Consider the following 14,407-nt stretch of genomic DNA (forward strand, 5'->3'; position numbering starts at 1 on the left):
CACCTCATCCGCAAAGGGCCGGCAGCGACACCGCGCGAGGGGCGACCAGGCGCTTGGCCCTGCGGCGCAGCGAAGGTCGGGAACGAGCCCTCTCTGTTGGACGTTCCACGATGTGTAGATGACCGCTCTCGGTTTTCATGGTTTTCGCTCGAGAGATTCTATAGAGTTCTTATTGGCTCTCTGGCATCCCCTGGAAAACGAAAGGTCTGTGCGGCATTATGGATCGGCCCTTCCAACTTCGTGCTTTGGGCGAGATTGCTATCCGGTGTCGCAACTTCGAGGCGATGCAGGAATTTTACGGACACGTGTTGGGCCTTCCCCGCCTTCGACCCAGCGATCGGGGCGGACATCGTGATGGGATCGCATTCTATCGCTTCGGCGAGAGCTTTGGAGGTCATATTGCGGTACTAGCGCTCTTTGCCGAGGATGCCGAGGATGCCGAGGATGCCGAGGATGCCGAGGATGACCCCCTTTCCGTTGGACGCCAATCTTCGCTGCACCATCTTGCGTTAAGCCTGTCCTGGGACGAGCAGGAAGACGCCTCAGCATGGCTTCGGCAAGAAGGCTACGACGCGCGGTTCGAAGACTTTGCTTGGACCGGCTGGCGCGGGTTGTTCACACGCGACCCGGACGGCAATACCGTCGAGCTGGTTGCTGCATCCCACGAGTGGCACATAGAATAAGAAAAGTTCGGAACGTTTGTGAACCTTCGCCAAAAAAAGCAGCCATTCGCCGTCATTGCGGCGAAAGCGCACTTTATCCGCTCACCGGACCTTGCTGCTGCCTGCGGCGAAAGTCCGGTTCGAGCCCATAGTGACCGATGCTGCGCGTTGCATGAGCGGCCTCAATCTGATCAGATGGGTTATTCGCTAAAGAAGAAGACAACTCTTAGAGTGCACATTATGAATGAAATCAGACCCTTAGTTTACCTGAAATTCAAGCCATGAAGGGTAGAGAGCGAAATGCCCCGTGCTGGTGCGGCTCTGGCAAGAAGTTCAAAAAGTGCCATCTCGGCCGAGATGCTCAGCCGAAGGGAAATCCCTGGGACGCTGTGAATGTAAACCGAAAAGCCTTTTCCCAAAAGAAGTGCTGTGCGCGCGACGTAGGTTTAGGTGATTGTGATGGCAGCGTGATCAAAGCTCATACTGTCTCGCGCGGACCGAACCTGACCAAGATCGCAAAAGATGGCCACGTGCTGCACTATGTTGCGAGCATATCGGACATGAAAAAGAACGGCGGAAAGCTATCTGTGAAGAAGATCGGCATCAAAGATGCGTCAGTGTTCCACGGCTTTTGCAGCAAGCATGACCGAGAGCTTTTCTCCTGTATCGAGAATGAGATGTTTGCGGGACGACCCGATCAGTGCCTTGCTGTGGCCTATCGCACAATGAGCAGAGAACTCTATGGGAAGGATGCTGGAGCGCACTTGCGAGAAACGTTGCGGGAGGCCGACAAGGGTTTGAAACCTTTCGAGCAATTCATGCTTCAACAGATATTGGACGAGATTAACATCGGGAATGAAGCTGCGCGACGCGAACTAAAGGCTACGCATGATGCGTTGACCACTGCACTGGTGGATGACCGTCTCGATACAATTAGTTCGGTTGTCTTTGAATTTGCGGCACCTTTACCATTCATGTTTGCAGGCGCTTGGTCGCCCTTTACCGACCTCCATGGCGTAGAGCTTCAGAAAGGGTATGCGGACGAACTTCTTGAACAGATTTTCGTTTCTTCGTTTGCTGGTGACTCCAGCGCTACGATTTGTGTTTCTTGGCGAAATATTGAGGGCGCGCCCGGGCAGGTCATCGCAGATCAGCTTTTGGCGCTGCCGGATGATCAACGAGCTTTAGCGTGCCTTCAGTTTGTAATGAAGCATGTGGAGAACGTCTTTTTCAATCCCGACTGGTTCCAAGCTTTGGATTATAAACAGAGAGAGCGGCTCAACCAGCTTGCAGCCGACGGTCTCGATCCTATGGGCAGCGCCCCATCAATGCCTGTTCAATTGGATGTAGATTTTCAACTGCCTGCGTCAGCGAGATCGTTTCGAGTTTGACCACGACATGGCGTTTCGCCTTAGCGGCTTTGCTATTTGCGGTCATTGGAGTAACCGCAGCCAAAGTCAGCTTCGTCCGCACAGCAGACCTTGCGACCCCGTTCTGATTTGCGAGCGCGGCGAACGGCGGCTTTGACAGGCTGCGCTGCGGCATGCTGATCCAGAGTTGAAGGTCGGCTCTGGGCCGGTGGCGTCGCTCCGGCGGGCGCTGCCACCGCGGCTTTGCAAAGGGCGTATTCTGCGCGTTGCTGCAGGTCGAGCGACCCGCAGCGAATCGTTTCGATTGGCGGGAAGTTCGCAGAAGGCCATGATGGCAAAAAAACTTTACTCGATTCTTGTTGCTATATGATCGTCACGAATAAGGGTCTGAGCCTTGATTGGAGCGATCCTGACGAAGTAGGAATTGGTCAAATGTGCCATGAAGAGGAAATCTCACTGACGGCTGCAAGAGGAGCTCTAAAATGAATGATGTCTCAGATTATGATTTGGGAAACTGTTTGGACAAGCAGTTTGATCTGATCCGTCACGCGTTTGAAGCAGGTGACGAGCATCAGTTTGAACAGGCGGTCCTGAGAGTGGTGAACGTTCGCCGCTGCAAGTCAAGCGGCACCTTGGACTGGCTTCGTCCATGCGAGGATGGGGATTGACTCGGCATTCTGACCCGATCGCCGTTCACCTACTTTGAGAGGGGCGGGTTCGTGTAATTTTTCGATCTGCTTCAGAGGTGGTTCTGCTTGTCTGAACAGGTTCCGGGCCTCCCTGCTCATAGCTGCCCATCTTAAGACCAATGACAATCCCTCCTGGCCAACATAACCTGACCAAATGAATTCAGGTGATTGGTCCGACACAGAGAACGACGCGGTCGTTGCGTCTTATTTCGGGATGCTCAGCGATGAGCTCTCCGTGCGCAGCTATAACAAAGCTGCGCAGAACCGGGCGTTGCAAGATCAGACAGGACGGAGCCGTGGCTCCATCGAGTTCAAACTCTGCAACGTCTCTGCGGCCTGTGTCGGATTAGGGCTTCCCATCATCAAAGGCTATCGACCGCGGTTCAATTTCCAGATGTCTCTTGCAGAGGCCGCATCTCGCTGGCTGGCGCGTCATCCAGAATGGGAGCTCGCGCTTCACCGCAAAGACGCTTCCACAATGGCTGAGCCTCCGGCGCTCTACGTCGGAACAGCACCTACCTTGCGGAATACACCGCCCCCAGAAGAGCTGGAGCAAATGCAAAGGGTGGCGCGGCGTTTCGATGTCGCGGGGCGGGACGAGCGCAATCGGGCTCTCGGTCATGCGGGTGAGGAACGAGTTTTTCATCACGAACGTCAGACCTTGCGGCAACACGGCCAGGACGCCTTAGCTCGGCGTGTGCGTTGGGTCTCCAAGGAGGACGGCGACGGCGCATGCTATGACATCGCCAGTTTCACAATCGAAGGTCGCGAACGCCTCATCGAGGTGAAGACGACAAACGGTTGGGAGCGGACACCGTTCCACATCTCACGTAACGAACTGGAGGTTGCGAACGAACGCCGGGATGACTGGTATCTGTTCAGACTTTACGAGTTCGCTCGCGCCCCTCAGGCCTTCGAACTACGGCCTCCGCTCGACGCTCATGTCACCCTCACCGCCACTAATTTCCAGGCAAGCTTCCAATGACACAGTCATCGCGCACATGTATCACATAATGATACATTGCGGACATGATCCAGAGCACCGAAGGCAAACGTGCTGCAAGGCAAGTACGGCAAGGATTTCCCGGCGGACCTCTTGAGGCGCAGGGGGCGATGCTTTCGGTGCTGGACCCAGATGTTGCGGTGGAAGACCTGCGTTTTCCGCCAGATAACAACCTTGAGCAACTGAAGGGAAATCGCGCCGGTCGGCACTCGGTGGGGATCAACGGGCAGTGGCGCATCTGCTTCGTCTGGACGCAGAATGGCCCCGCCGAAGTCAAGATCGTCGATTGACGCTGAAATGAGACATCATGAGCCCGCTTCAAGACCCGATGCACTCAGGTGAAGTCCTGAAAGAACTGTACCTAGATCCGCTTGAGATGGGCGCGATCGCGCTGGCTCACCGCCTTTATGTTCCCCGGACGCGCATCGAGCGGCTGGTGAAGGGCTCAACCAGCATGACGCCCGATACCGCGCTGCTGCTGGCAAGTGTGTTCAAAACGACGCCGGAATATTGGATGAACATGCAGACCAATTTCGATATGCGCACTGCGGCTAGGCAGGTGGACGTGAGTGGGATCGAGCCGCTGCTCTCCTGATTCAGAAGTTGATCCAGTCACCGCGGCTTCGGCCATCTGGCGTTGGCTGAAGCGATGAACATCGCAGTTTTGGACCCATGCCTCGCGTGATCGAAGGTAAATCAGGCGATAACAACGTTGATCGGTCGTTATCAGGTCGTACCAACGTGTCTTTTCCTCGTGCCGATCCACGGGATACGCCTAGTTTTCCATCGATTACAGAAGTGCAGATAGTCAGTGCAACTGGAATCGCGCGCACATGTTAATTGTCAAAATAACTCTGAACTATATTGACACGGTTGAGTTTTCATGGATGCGGATGGTTGTTGACTTGCGAATCGCGAACCCACATGATTCGGGTATCCGTCAACAAAAATTGCCCAAGGTTCGTACATGAAATTTCGCGGCACAGCCGAGATCATCAAATGTCGTCTGCGGATAGAGGCAGGCCTTTCGATCAAAGAACTTGCGTCCCGTCTTGGGCGCAATCCTTCGACGATCAGCTTGGTCATTGGCGGTCACCGGAAGAGCGTCCCGGTCATAACAGAAATCGCACGCCTACTTGGCGAGGACCCCGAGGAACTGGCTTCGCTCCTTGCCCAACCAGAAGGAGCTGTCTCAATGACCTAGCGAAACCGACCCTGATGAAAGAACAAAGGCTCCGCAGCGCGAAGCATGCAGAGCCCTTGAAGGTTTAAGCACCTCTTTCATCCCACCACAGCAGCGAAAAGTCAACAGGCATGCGTGAGCGGCTTGCTCCTGCGTGTCCTCGCAATCCGGTGCCCACTGGCCCGGAAACAGGGATGCTTTGCCATGAATATGCCAATCGAACGCAGTCTAAACGCCCCGGTCACGCCGGTCGGTCGCGACCTATCCGGGATGCCTGAAGCCTTCCGCAGGGCCTACGGCGCCACAAAAGCGTTTCCCGATGATCTAATGGGGGAAGTCATTCGCGAAGATTACCCCGTGCTCGCTTACCGCGGTCAGCGTCGGATCAATCCAAGGTCGCGATCTTCATGCAGAATCTTCGCCGTGTATCCCGACCTTGAGACCGGCTTGCCACGTATCTATGGCATGGACAGTGGAATTGAACACGGCAACTTGGTGGTCACGCTGGTCGATCCGAGAGTTCGCCAAGTCCAAGAGCAATTCGGTCCGGTGAAGTTTCGCAAGCCGGATGGAACCAAGGGCACACATTATTTCGACCTGCTGATCACCCACAAGACCGGACGCAGAGTTGCGGTGGCTGTGAAACCAACGTCTCGCCTGGCATCCGGTCGCTTTCTAGCCGAGCTGGAACAGATTAGGCGTGCCGTGGTGCCGGGCTTGGTGGATGAAGTCCGCTTGGTCACAGAGCAGTGCTTTTCACGTACAGCAGCCATGAATGCGGCGACCTATCTGCGGTTCGCTCTGTGCCCGGATACTGAAGCTGATGCTCGCCTCGAAGAGACGGTGGCAAAACTCGAGGGGGAGCTGACCATTGCTGATCTGATTATCCTCAGTCGCACCGGCTCTCGGGGTTTCCGTGCTGTGTACCGGGCCATCTTTGAACGGCGCTTGGGCTTGGTGAGCAGCGGAAGCATCAACCTCCACTCGATCGTTCGGAGGCCGCAATGACAATCCGAATGAATTTCGACAGGGTCACACGCTACTACATCAATTCGATCCCATATTTCTTCCAGGATGCCGACGACCAGCACGCGTTCTTCCGACGAGATGACGGATCGGCCGCGGTCGAGAGGCTTTCTTGGGCCACCCTGCAAGACATCATGAAGCGACCAGACTGGAATTACGAAAAGCTCCCCCAAAGCGTCGAAGAAGCGAAGTCTCGACCTCAGCCCCACATCTGCCTCTCTGCTTTATCGCGGACGAACCAAACTCTTGTCTGTAACCGGTGGTTTTTCGTCTGTGGTCTGACAAGGAGGTATTCGGAAGGTGGACTGACCCTTCGACCCGATGACGTCGGACAACATTACCCTCACATCAAAGCCTATGCCGCAGAGGAGTGGAAGACATTCCATGAGATCTACGGGGCTAAGTACTTCAGCTCAAACGGCAACAGCTTTGGCTTCGACGCATCCCCGGCAAGCATCTTGCGGTGGTACCGCGCTGTCAAAAAAGCCGGTGGCCGTATGGATGCGCTTATCGATAAGCGCGGAAGGGCATCCAAGCTCGATATCAACCAAGACAGCTACCTTTTCATCCAACAGCAACTCAGAGAGTTTCTCCTGAACCAGCGCCATACAGGCCGTGAAGTCGTTGATAACACGATCAACGCGCTGCGTCGCGAAAACGAGCGACGAGAGGCCGCCATGCTTCCGCTGTTACAAACACGTGGAAAGACCGCGCTGTGGGAATGGCTGAAGCGTTTTGATCGCTTGGAGGTCGACGCTGGTCGTGAGGGCAGCGCGATCGCAAAGCGCCGCTACTTGGGTGTTGGCAAGACCAATCGGGCAACCCGTCCTGGTCAGACATTCCAAGTGGACGAGTGGGAGATTGATGCGCGTACGATTATTATGAATGGGCCTATCAGAGAGGGGCTCGATCAGAAGACGATCGACCGGTTGCCACGCGGGCGTCGATGGCTTTACGTCGTCCTGGACGTCGCGACCAGATACATCGTGGGTTTGCTCGTTGCGTCATCACAAAATTCAGCGTCAGCCATTCGAGCGCTGGAAATGTCTACACGAGACAAGTCGGATTTGGCAGCTGCCGCAGGCGCGGAGTCCATTTGGCACGGATTTCCATTTGAAGGCGTCGAAAGCGACACCGGATCTGCTTTCCGCGCAGGCGCGACCACTCGAGCGGTCAATGAGACATGTGCCGCCTACTCCTATCCCACCGTGGGAGAGCCACAGTTTCGCGGGACGATCGAGCGCCCATTTTTGACTTTCACATACAGGGTGATGCCCTATCTGCCTGGACAAACCTTCGCAAACCCCAAGGAACGCGGCGATTATCCGACGGAGGAAACGGCCGTCCTGACGGACGACCAATTGGCCCTGATCTTCATTCGGTATGTTGTCGACGTCTACCACAACACGCCCAATGCCGGCCTCTTCAGAGAGACCCCTGCGAAGGCATTGGAGCGTCTCAGCGGCACAGTTGGACTTCCGCCACAGTTGCCCCGATCCATGCGACGGAGGGCGTTCGGGATATCTCTGGAGCGAAAGGTAACGTCAAAAGGCATCACCGTGCTCGGCGTGGCCTATAACTCCCGCGAACTGCAGAAACTCAGACGTCGGCCGGAGAATACGAAAGTTACGCTTCACCTGGAGCCAAATGACATAGGAATGATCAGTGTGTGGACCGGGAGAGAATGGCTCGAGGTCGAGTGCAGCGTCGAGAATTTCCACGGGGTGAAACTCGACGAATGGATTGCCGTCGGACGAATTCTGCGACGCCGTTACGTTGGGCAAGCGGCCCTTGCCGCCGATACCATATGGGATGCGCTTCAGGCGATGCGGTCGCGCGCGAATGAAGCCATGCGGATCATGGGCGTGCTACCTCAACAGGCAACTGCGGAGGATATCGCGCGCCTGGAAAAGGAACTCTACCTCGGCCTGTCTGTCGTCGAGAATGAAATACCGGAACTGGACGCGCTCGATTTGGCTGACGACGGGATCGGCTACGTCATCGGCGACCCTGACGCTGGCCAAGGCGGAGCGCTACCGGGCGACGCACCTTCCACATCAGACGATGAAGAAGTCGATCTCGATGACCCTGAGGAAGATACCGACTGGTGGCAGGAAGGAGAGGATCTATGACTCTCGCCCTCCGACCGAGCGACGTTGATCGCAGAGTTCAGGCACTGCGCCGCGACATTTTCATCGACCACGCTGACGCGCAACGCATTGCGCGTCAGATAGAAAACTCGCTTCGGGAGTTTATGGCCGCAAGAGAACTTGGACACCCCGCCGACGCTCGGGGTGTCGTCGTTCTTGGGCGCAGCGGCACCGGGAAGACCAAGAGCGTTCTGCGCGCTCTTGAAACGCTCGGTCTGCAACGGACGGCCGTAGGGCATTCTCCGCGCGGTCACGTGTTCGTTCCGCTTCGGGACGATGTGACCCTCCGCAAGCTCCGCATGCTGATTTCGTTGGAGTATGGCTGGACGCCGAAGGCCCGAGATTCCGCAGAGGACATATGGCAGTATGTCGCCGCCTACATCGAGAGATTGGAAACTCGAGTTCTGGTCTTGGACGAAATCCAGCATGTTCGTGCCGCCGGGGCCAGAGACCGCCAGTCCATGCGGGACGCCCTCAAGTCACTGGTACAGCCCCAGAAAGGGCAGGTCGTCCCCATCCTGATCGGCACCCCGGATTTCGCGGAGATCCTCAACTCAGACCAGCAGTTCAAGCGCCGGTACAGCGTCGTGCATATGACCGACCTTGATCCCGGCGTGGACGCATCGCGCGCAATCAAAATTCTAGCGTGCTACTGTCAGGGAGTGGGCCTGGAACTTAGCAAGACCGTGAAGACACGAGATTTCGCCGAGAGGCTGCTTCACGCATCCTATTACGCGTTCGGCGAATTGTGTGAAATCTGCATCTTGGCCCTGAAAGCGGCACTGGTCGCAGGCGACAAGGTGCTGGAGATTGAACATTTTCGATCAACCCACGCGCAAAGGTTCGACTGCCTTCCAGAGATGAACCCGTTCATCGCTGAGGACTTCGTCAGCATACCCGCAGATGTCAACCTGGACAGGTGGGGGGAGTAGCTTTGCACATGGAAACTCAAGCGATCTCTGCGCTCCCCATCGCCTTGGCTGCCACGGTGGGCGAGCCGGCATTCTCGACCTTGTCCCGAAACGCTTCGGCAAATGCTTCGCGGTCTACCGCCGAGTTTTGCACGGCAATGGGACTTGGCAAAGCGGCTATCTGTGCAGGTGACCCGCAGCATCTCAAAGCCCTGGCAGCGCTCACCGGCTCGTCTGGCTCAGACCTGATCTTACACAGTCCACGCAAGGTCAGTGAGAAATACACTGACCTGCATGGGCAGCGTTTTCTGACCCGGTCCATCCGCAAACACGATCTGTCCATTTGCCCCAACTGCTGGCTGGAGGATCTGTCGTCGACGGGTAGCCAAGCGGACGGCTGTGCGATCCGATGGCAATGGCTGCCACGTTTCATGCCCTGTTGCAGCCACCACGAAACAGCGCTGATTGAGCTGCCTTACGCAGATTACACGACCTGCTATGATCATGTCCTGCGCGCCGAACTGTCGGGGGGATGGTTGCATCGATTGGAGGAACGGGTACAACGGCAAGCGCTGTCGGACTTCGAACGCGCGGCTCTTCTGAGACTTGAAGCTGACACGCTGATGATCGACTGGTTGGGTGATATCCAGATCGACACCTTGGAGCGATGGTGCCTGGGGTTGGGCGCCTTTATCGCCGAAGGCACCTTACGACCCAATGCGTCTCCACCTGCAAAGCGGCGCGAGCTCACTGAGCTGGGCTTCTCGATCACCCGTGTGGGCCACGGGAAACTGCTAGATGAGGTCGACCAAGCGCTCGGACGTCATTCGACAAGGCTCAGTAAGACCTGGTTCCACGGCTGGGCGCTTCAGGCCTCAATGCGGGACGAGCGGCAAGCGTTTCGGGACATCATGCTGGGCCTTATCAAGGATCAAGGCGACTACTGCCTGTTGTCCAGACATCATTATGCCCCGTCCCAAGTGCAGGTGGATGCCTGCATAAAGAAGCTTGCAGAGACAACCGACCGCTCCAGAAAGTGGGTAGGGCGTGCGTTGATCCTCGACGGCTTTTTACCGGATGGGCGAATTCCCGACGGTTTCAATGTCAGATCACGTCTCAGGGCATGCACCGCGCATATAACAACACTGGCGACGAGCCTCGGGGCGGAGCAGAGCGCAAAATTTCTGGGCATCGGGATCACCATGTTCGACGGTCTTGTGTCAGAAAGGGTGGTCACGTGCATTGCGACAAAGGCATTCAAGAAGCCGCGTTTCAGTATTGATGTGCTGGATGATCTTCTCAAGGGAATGGAAGCTCAGGCGACATTTCAGTCCTGCCATGGTGTCCGCCACGACATGATCAGCCTTTCGCATGCCACATTCGTCTTGCGGTGTCCGGCGGGGCAAATCCTTCGCTTTCTCGAGGCGGGTGAGCTGCCCGGTTCCTATATTGACCGAACTGCGATCGGGCTGTCGGGGCTCCGAATTAGCCATAAAGAGCTGCTCGCCGCGATACGTCGCCAAGAGCGTTCCGACATGACGTTGGAGGAGGTGCGGCAACGCCTGGCGCTAAGCAGCCGCGAAATTCGACAAGTTGTTTCTGCTGGATTACTCCCATCGGAGCGGCGACGTCGCAACGGACTACGAGCCGCCGCCGAACTCGTCACTTATGACGAACTCGAGGCATTCCTCGAGAAGTTTCAAACGCCGAAGACAGCCGCCCAACACCTCGGTGTATCGCCGATGGCAATGATGATGCGGATCAAGGCCGCGGGGCTTGGCTCGGCAATTTCAGGTGGTGACGCGCGAGTGTATGTGCGTGAAACGATCTTGGCGCTCTGATTTCAGATATGCTCTCCGACATCATCCGGACCGCAAGAGATAGCTAGCCCTACGACCGAGTGGTCGAGAAGGGGAAACGCCTTAACCATCTTAACTGTAAGATTAAATTTCGCCCTGTCGCTTGCGCGGCAGGGCGAACGCATTCTGGGTGCCAAGAAGGGAGGCGCTCTGCCCGCGTACTCGATGTTCTCTGGCGATACCGAAATGGGCGCGCTGTCGGTCAATGCGTTCAGCGGGGCATCATCGTACGGGCAAGACTGCGATCTGAGTGGCCGTTTCATTGACTTTTCAGCGCGACGCCGTTGAGATTCCACTCTTCCCCGGACAAAATCCCAACTTGGTTGTGAACCCAAGATAGAAAAACATTCTGGATCAATCACTTGAGAATGTGTCAGATTCCAATTTTGACCGGACATCACAACACCTTGTGTGATGTTCGCCAAAGATTGGAACTTATCCGGTTCTACTTGGCATCTTGCCCGGGCAAGACTGGCATCTGCTAATTTTCCAAACGTCTCACCGTCCAGAATCCTTCTGAACTGACAGACATTTGCCCCCTTATGATGTCGTCCCTAAACTGAGGTCTGACGAACACGGAGGGCACAGGTATGGCCAACTGGTATTCGGCCGACCTGCACTTCGGCCACCACCGCATCATCGACTTCTGCAGGCGCCCCTTCGCCTCAACCGCGGAGATGAACGCGGCGCTGATTGCCAACTTCCAGGCCTGCGTCGCGCATGATGATGACCTCTGGATTTTGGGTGATTTCGCCTTCGGTCGCGCTGATGATACGGCACAGTTCGAGAACTGGTTTCACAGCCTGCCCGGCCGCAAGCATCTGATCATCGGCAACCACGACGACGAAGCAGTAATCTCGCTCCCTTGGGCCAGCACAGAGTATATGGCCGAGATCCAGGACGGCAATCAGAGCCTTGTCCTCTACCACTATCCGAGATCACTTGGAACGGCGCAAGGAGAGGTGCCCTATGGCCCTATGCCGAACGGATGCTGGAGTTGGACCTGCGCGCCTACAGCGCCGCACAGTCCCTCTCAGGCCCCGTAATCTTCGACCGGGGCATTCCTGATATCATGGGCTACCTGACGCTTAGCGGCCTCCTCGTGTCGTCCCACGTCGCCGCAGTAGCCAAGACTGCCCGCTACAACGCCCGCGTCTTTTTGGCCCCGTTCTGGGACGAGATCTTCACACAGGACACCGAGCGCAAGCAGACCCGCGCCGAGGCCGAAGCGACCTGTGCTGTCATGCGGGAGACCTACACTGCCCTCGGATACGAAATCACAGAGCTGCCGTACGCCGACATCGGATCACGCGCCGACTTTGTCTGCAAGCAACTGGTTATTTGACCGTCAACTCCAGATGCCGCGGCGCAACCGCTGAAGCGGACAAGCCGCGCGGTCCCTCCGGCTTCCTACTGCCTGAAGCTCCCGGCCCTGAACTGCCGTCCAGCGTGCTTTGATCATGCTGCGATGGTGCCCCTCGCCTTCGTCCACATCCCCCGAGCCGTGCAAAACGGCAGGCGCACCCGCCCGACCCGCGCGGCGATCTTTGCCATCCTGAAACGCGGCCCGGTCCTGATCGCCGTCTGCGTGGGCGCTGTCTCGCCAGGCATCATGGTATTGCTGATGACCCCGACGCCCCTTGCCATGATCGGCTGCGACTATGGAGAGGCTTTGGCGGGGGATGTCGTGCGCTGGCACGTGGTCGCGATGTTCGCGCCCAGCTTCGCAACGGGCTTTGTCATCAAACGGTTCGGTACCAGATCTGTGATGGTCGCCGGGTTGGCCCTGCCGATCGCCTCGGCCCTGACCGCAGCAAGTGGGATCAGCCAAAATCACTTCTATGGGGCGCTGAGCCTGCTGGGAGTTGGTTGAAATCTCGGTTTCATCGGCACCACGACCCTGCTGACCAGCGCCGTCTCGGTCGATGAAAGACCGGTCATACAGGGTGTGAACGATACGCGGATCTCCTTGGCATCAACGATCTGTGTTTTTGCCTCGGGCGCCATCGTCACCTCCCAAGGCTGGACCATCCTCGCGATCGGAGCCCTGCCCATCCTCGCGGTGGCGCTGGCTTGGGTCCTGTTGCCAGGACGGCATCGGATCGCGTCGGCTCAGCCATACCTACGCTGAGTGCGCCAGACGAAAGCGCGGGCCCCATGCGGGACGGGACCGATCCTAAAAAACCAAAACACTCTCTCCATTCTTCCACGAGTAGGCTTGGTAGCCATTTTTATGAATGAAAACACGGATGTTTTCGATCTCGTTGCGGAAAGGTTGATACGGGCCATCTGCTTAGCTTTAACTCGGCTCTGGACGCATTGAGTTTCAAAGCCAGTAAAGAGCGATTGCCGCGACGGCGGAGAGGAAGATCTCTGGGCATCTGTCGCATCGGGGAGTCATGCACCGCCAATCCTTGAGCCTGCCGAACATGATTTCGATCCGGTTGCGGTGTTAGTACCGGTGTTTGTCGTATTTTACGGTGGTCTGGCGCTGTAGGTCCGGGAATGCTGGCCCGTATCCCTTTGTCTTCCCATGCTTCTCTGAACCAGTCGGCGTCATAGCCCCGGCCCCCGAGCAACCACTCCACATTCGGCTAACTGCCCAGCCAAGCCCTCGCACCGATATCGTCGCTCACCTGTCAGGCGGTGACAACAAGCTGAGTGGTCGGCTCTGGCTGTCACGACACCATGCCTAGTGCTGATGCGGAAATATCGCGTATGGCGGCGACAGCGGCGCGCGTGTTGCCTTTTTCAGTGTCGATGTAGATGGCCATGACAAGCGCGTCACCTCCCGGAGACCAAAGCGCGGCTATGTCATTCGCGGCACCATTCGGTGTTGTCCCTGGCTTGTTGGCGACCACCCAGTCGCTCGATACAGCGGCGCGTATCCGATTTTTCGCGTTTTGTTCATTGCGCATCCATTTGGTGAGAAGGTCGGTGGAAGCAACGGACAGGACGCCTGAGGGCATTGTCATCTGTTGGAGGTTGTGGGCCATGGCCAGAGGCGTCGTGGTGTCCCGCTCGTCCCCGGGAATGTTAGAGTTGAGCGCCAGTTCAATACGATCCAACCGGCTTATGTCATCGCCCATTTCGCGGAAAAATGCGGTCACCGCCTTGGGGCCGCCGACGCGCGCAAGCAACAGATTTGCCGCCGTATTGTCACTGAATTCAACCGCCGCTTTGCACAGGGATCGAATGTCCATCTTGCCAGCACTGGCGTGGTCTTTGGTGACGGGGGATGTCGGCAGAAAACTCATGCCGTTGAAAGCCAGAGCTTCGTTCAGATCAAGTTCCCCATGGTCCGACCGCCAAAGACACAGGGCAGCCAAGGAGGCTTTGAATGTTGAGCACATCGCAAAACGTTCACCTGCGCGACGCTGATAGGCCTGCCCTGTCCCGAGGTTTTTGACATAGACTCCAATGCGCGCGGACAACTCACGTTCCATGCGGTCCATATAGCTGTCGGCGTCCGGCCTTGCCGTTGCATGGCTGCCCGAAAATGACAATGCGGCGGTTCCCAATACGAATTCTCTGCGTCTCAAGGGGGATCTCCA

15 protein-coding genes and 2 pseudogenes are annotated in these 14,407 nt (G+C 56.8%); 15 read left to right on the top strand and 2 right to left on the bottom strand.

The features are described 5' to 3' along the window. The first annotated feature begins 218 nt into the window (after positions 1 to 218). From C8029_RS00560 to C8029_RS00625, 15 genes and pseudogenes are all read left to right on the top strand, one after another. Positions 219 to 683: a VOC family protein gene (locus C8029_RS00560; protein ID WP_152002018.1), complete on the top strand. Its 465-nt coding sequence runs from the start codon at positions 219 to 221 to the stop codon at positions 681 to 683. A 260-nt stretch (positions 684 to 943) separates the two neighbouring features. After that, positions 944 to 1,012, top strand: a pseudogene (locus C8029_RS22865) (SEC-C metal-binding domain-containing protein); the annotation flags it as partial. Between the two features lie 117 nt (positions 1,013 to 1,129). Continuing rightward, on the top strand, positions 1,130 to 2,053 hold the full coding sequence (locus C8029_RS00565) for a hypothetical protein (RefSeq protein ID WP_226946204.1): 924 nt from the start codon (positions 1,130 to 1,132) through the stop codon (positions 2,051 to 2,053). 461 nt (positions 2,054 to 2,514) lie between these two features. Next, on the top strand, positions 2,515 to 2,700 hold the full coding sequence (locus C8029_RS00570; protein WP_009572271.1) for a hypothetical protein: 186 nt from the start codon (positions 2,515 to 2,517) through the stop codon (positions 2,698 to 2,700). Positions 2,701 to 2,875: 175 nt separating this feature from the next. After that, entirely contained in the window at positions 2,876 to 3,706 is an 831-nt protein-coding gene (locus C8029_RS00575) for a protein NO VEIN domain-containing protein (RefSeq protein ID WP_152002019.1), read from the top strand. Between the two features lie 44 nt (positions 3,707 to 3,750). Beyond that, positions 3,751 to 4,014, top strand: coding sequence for a type II toxin-antitoxin system RelE/ParE family toxin (locus C8029_RS00580; protein ID WP_152002020.1), 264 nt, complete (start codon positions 3,751 to 3,753; stop codon positions 4,012 to 4,014). A gap of 17 nt (positions 4,015 to 4,031) precedes the next feature. After that, a complete protein-coding gene (locus C8029_RS00585) occupies positions 4,032 to 4,319 on the top strand; it encodes a HigA family addiction module antitoxin (protein WP_009572268.1) in 288 nt (95 codons plus the stop codon). Between the two features lie 372 nt (positions 4,320 to 4,691). Further along, complete coding sequence (locus tag C8029_RS22870; protein WP_009572267.1) at positions 4,692 to 4,928, top strand: helix-turn-helix domain-containing protein; 237 nt, start codon at positions 4,692 to 4,694, stop codon at positions 4,926 to 4,928. A gap of 183 nt (positions 4,929 to 5,111) precedes the next feature. After that, positions 5,112 to 5,915, top strand: a complete 804-nt coding sequence (locus tag C8029_RS00595) for a hypothetical protein (RefSeq protein ID WP_009572266.1) — start codon at positions 5,112 to 5,114, stop codon at positions 5,913 to 5,915. Further along, on the top strand, positions 5,912 to 8,065 hold the full coding sequence (locus C8029_RS00600) for a TnsB C-terminal domain-containing protein (RefSeq protein WP_009572265.1): 2,154 nt from the start codon (positions 5,912 to 5,914) through the stop codon (positions 8,063 to 8,065). The genes C8029_RS00595 and C8029_RS00600 overlap by 4 nt, the downstream gene beginning before the upstream one ends. Then, positions 8,062 to 9,015, top strand: coding sequence for a TniB family NTP-binding protein (locus C8029_RS00605; protein WP_009572264.1), 954 nt, complete (start codon positions 8,062 to 8,064; stop codon positions 9,013 to 9,015). Before C8029_RS00600 ends, C8029_RS00605 begins: the two co-directional genes overlap by 4 nt. An 8-nt stretch (positions 9,016 to 9,023) precedes the next feature. After that, the gene (locus C8029_RS00610; protein WP_009572263.1) at positions 9,024 to 10,835 is read left to right on the top strand and encodes a TniQ family protein; all 1,812 of its coding nucleotides are present in this window, start codon (positions 9,024 to 9,026) and stop codon (positions 10,833 to 10,835) included. Between the two features lie 608 nt (positions 10,836 to 11,443). Then, positions 11,444 to 11,899: a Phosphoesterase or phosphohydrolase-like protein gene (locus tag C8029_RS00615; protein WP_009572262.1), complete on the top strand. Its 456-nt coding sequence runs from the start codon at positions 11,444 to 11,446 to the stop codon at positions 11,897 to 11,899. Next, complete coding sequence (locus C8029_RS00620) at positions 11,842 to 12,198, top strand: AAA family ATPase (RefSeq protein WP_226946200.1); 357 nt, start codon at positions 11,842 to 11,844, stop codon at positions 12,196 to 12,198. Before C8029_RS00615 ends, C8029_RS00620 begins: the two co-directional genes overlap by 58 nt. A gap of 123 nt (positions 12,199 to 12,321) precedes the next feature. Then, entirely contained in the window at positions 12,322 to 12,726 is a 405-nt protein-coding gene (locus tag C8029_RS00625; protein WP_152002021.1) for a hypothetical protein, read from the top strand. Between the two features lie 453 nt (positions 12,727 to 13,179). On the opposite strand, the pseudogene C8029_RS00630 reads toward C8029_RS00625, so the two are convergent. Continuing rightward, positions 13,180 to 13,492 (bottom strand): annotated as a pseudogene (locus tag C8029_RS00630) (transposase); the annotation flags it as partial. Positions 13,493 to 13,531: 39 nt separating this feature from the next. Next, complete coding sequence (gene bla / locus C8029_RS00635) at positions 13,532 to 14,395, bottom strand: class A beta-lactamase (RefSeq protein ID WP_152002022.1); 864 nt, start codon at positions 14,393 to 14,395, stop codon at positions 13,532 to 13,534. Positions 14,396 to 14,407: the final 12 nt, after the last annotated feature.

The sequence above is a fragment of the Roseobacter sp. TSBP12 genome (assembly GCF_009129705.1).
In the GTDB taxonomy this organism is placed as follows: Bacteria; Pseudomonadota; Alphaproteobacteria; order Rhodobacterales; family Rhodobacteraceae; genus Celeribacter; species Celeribacter baekdonensis_A.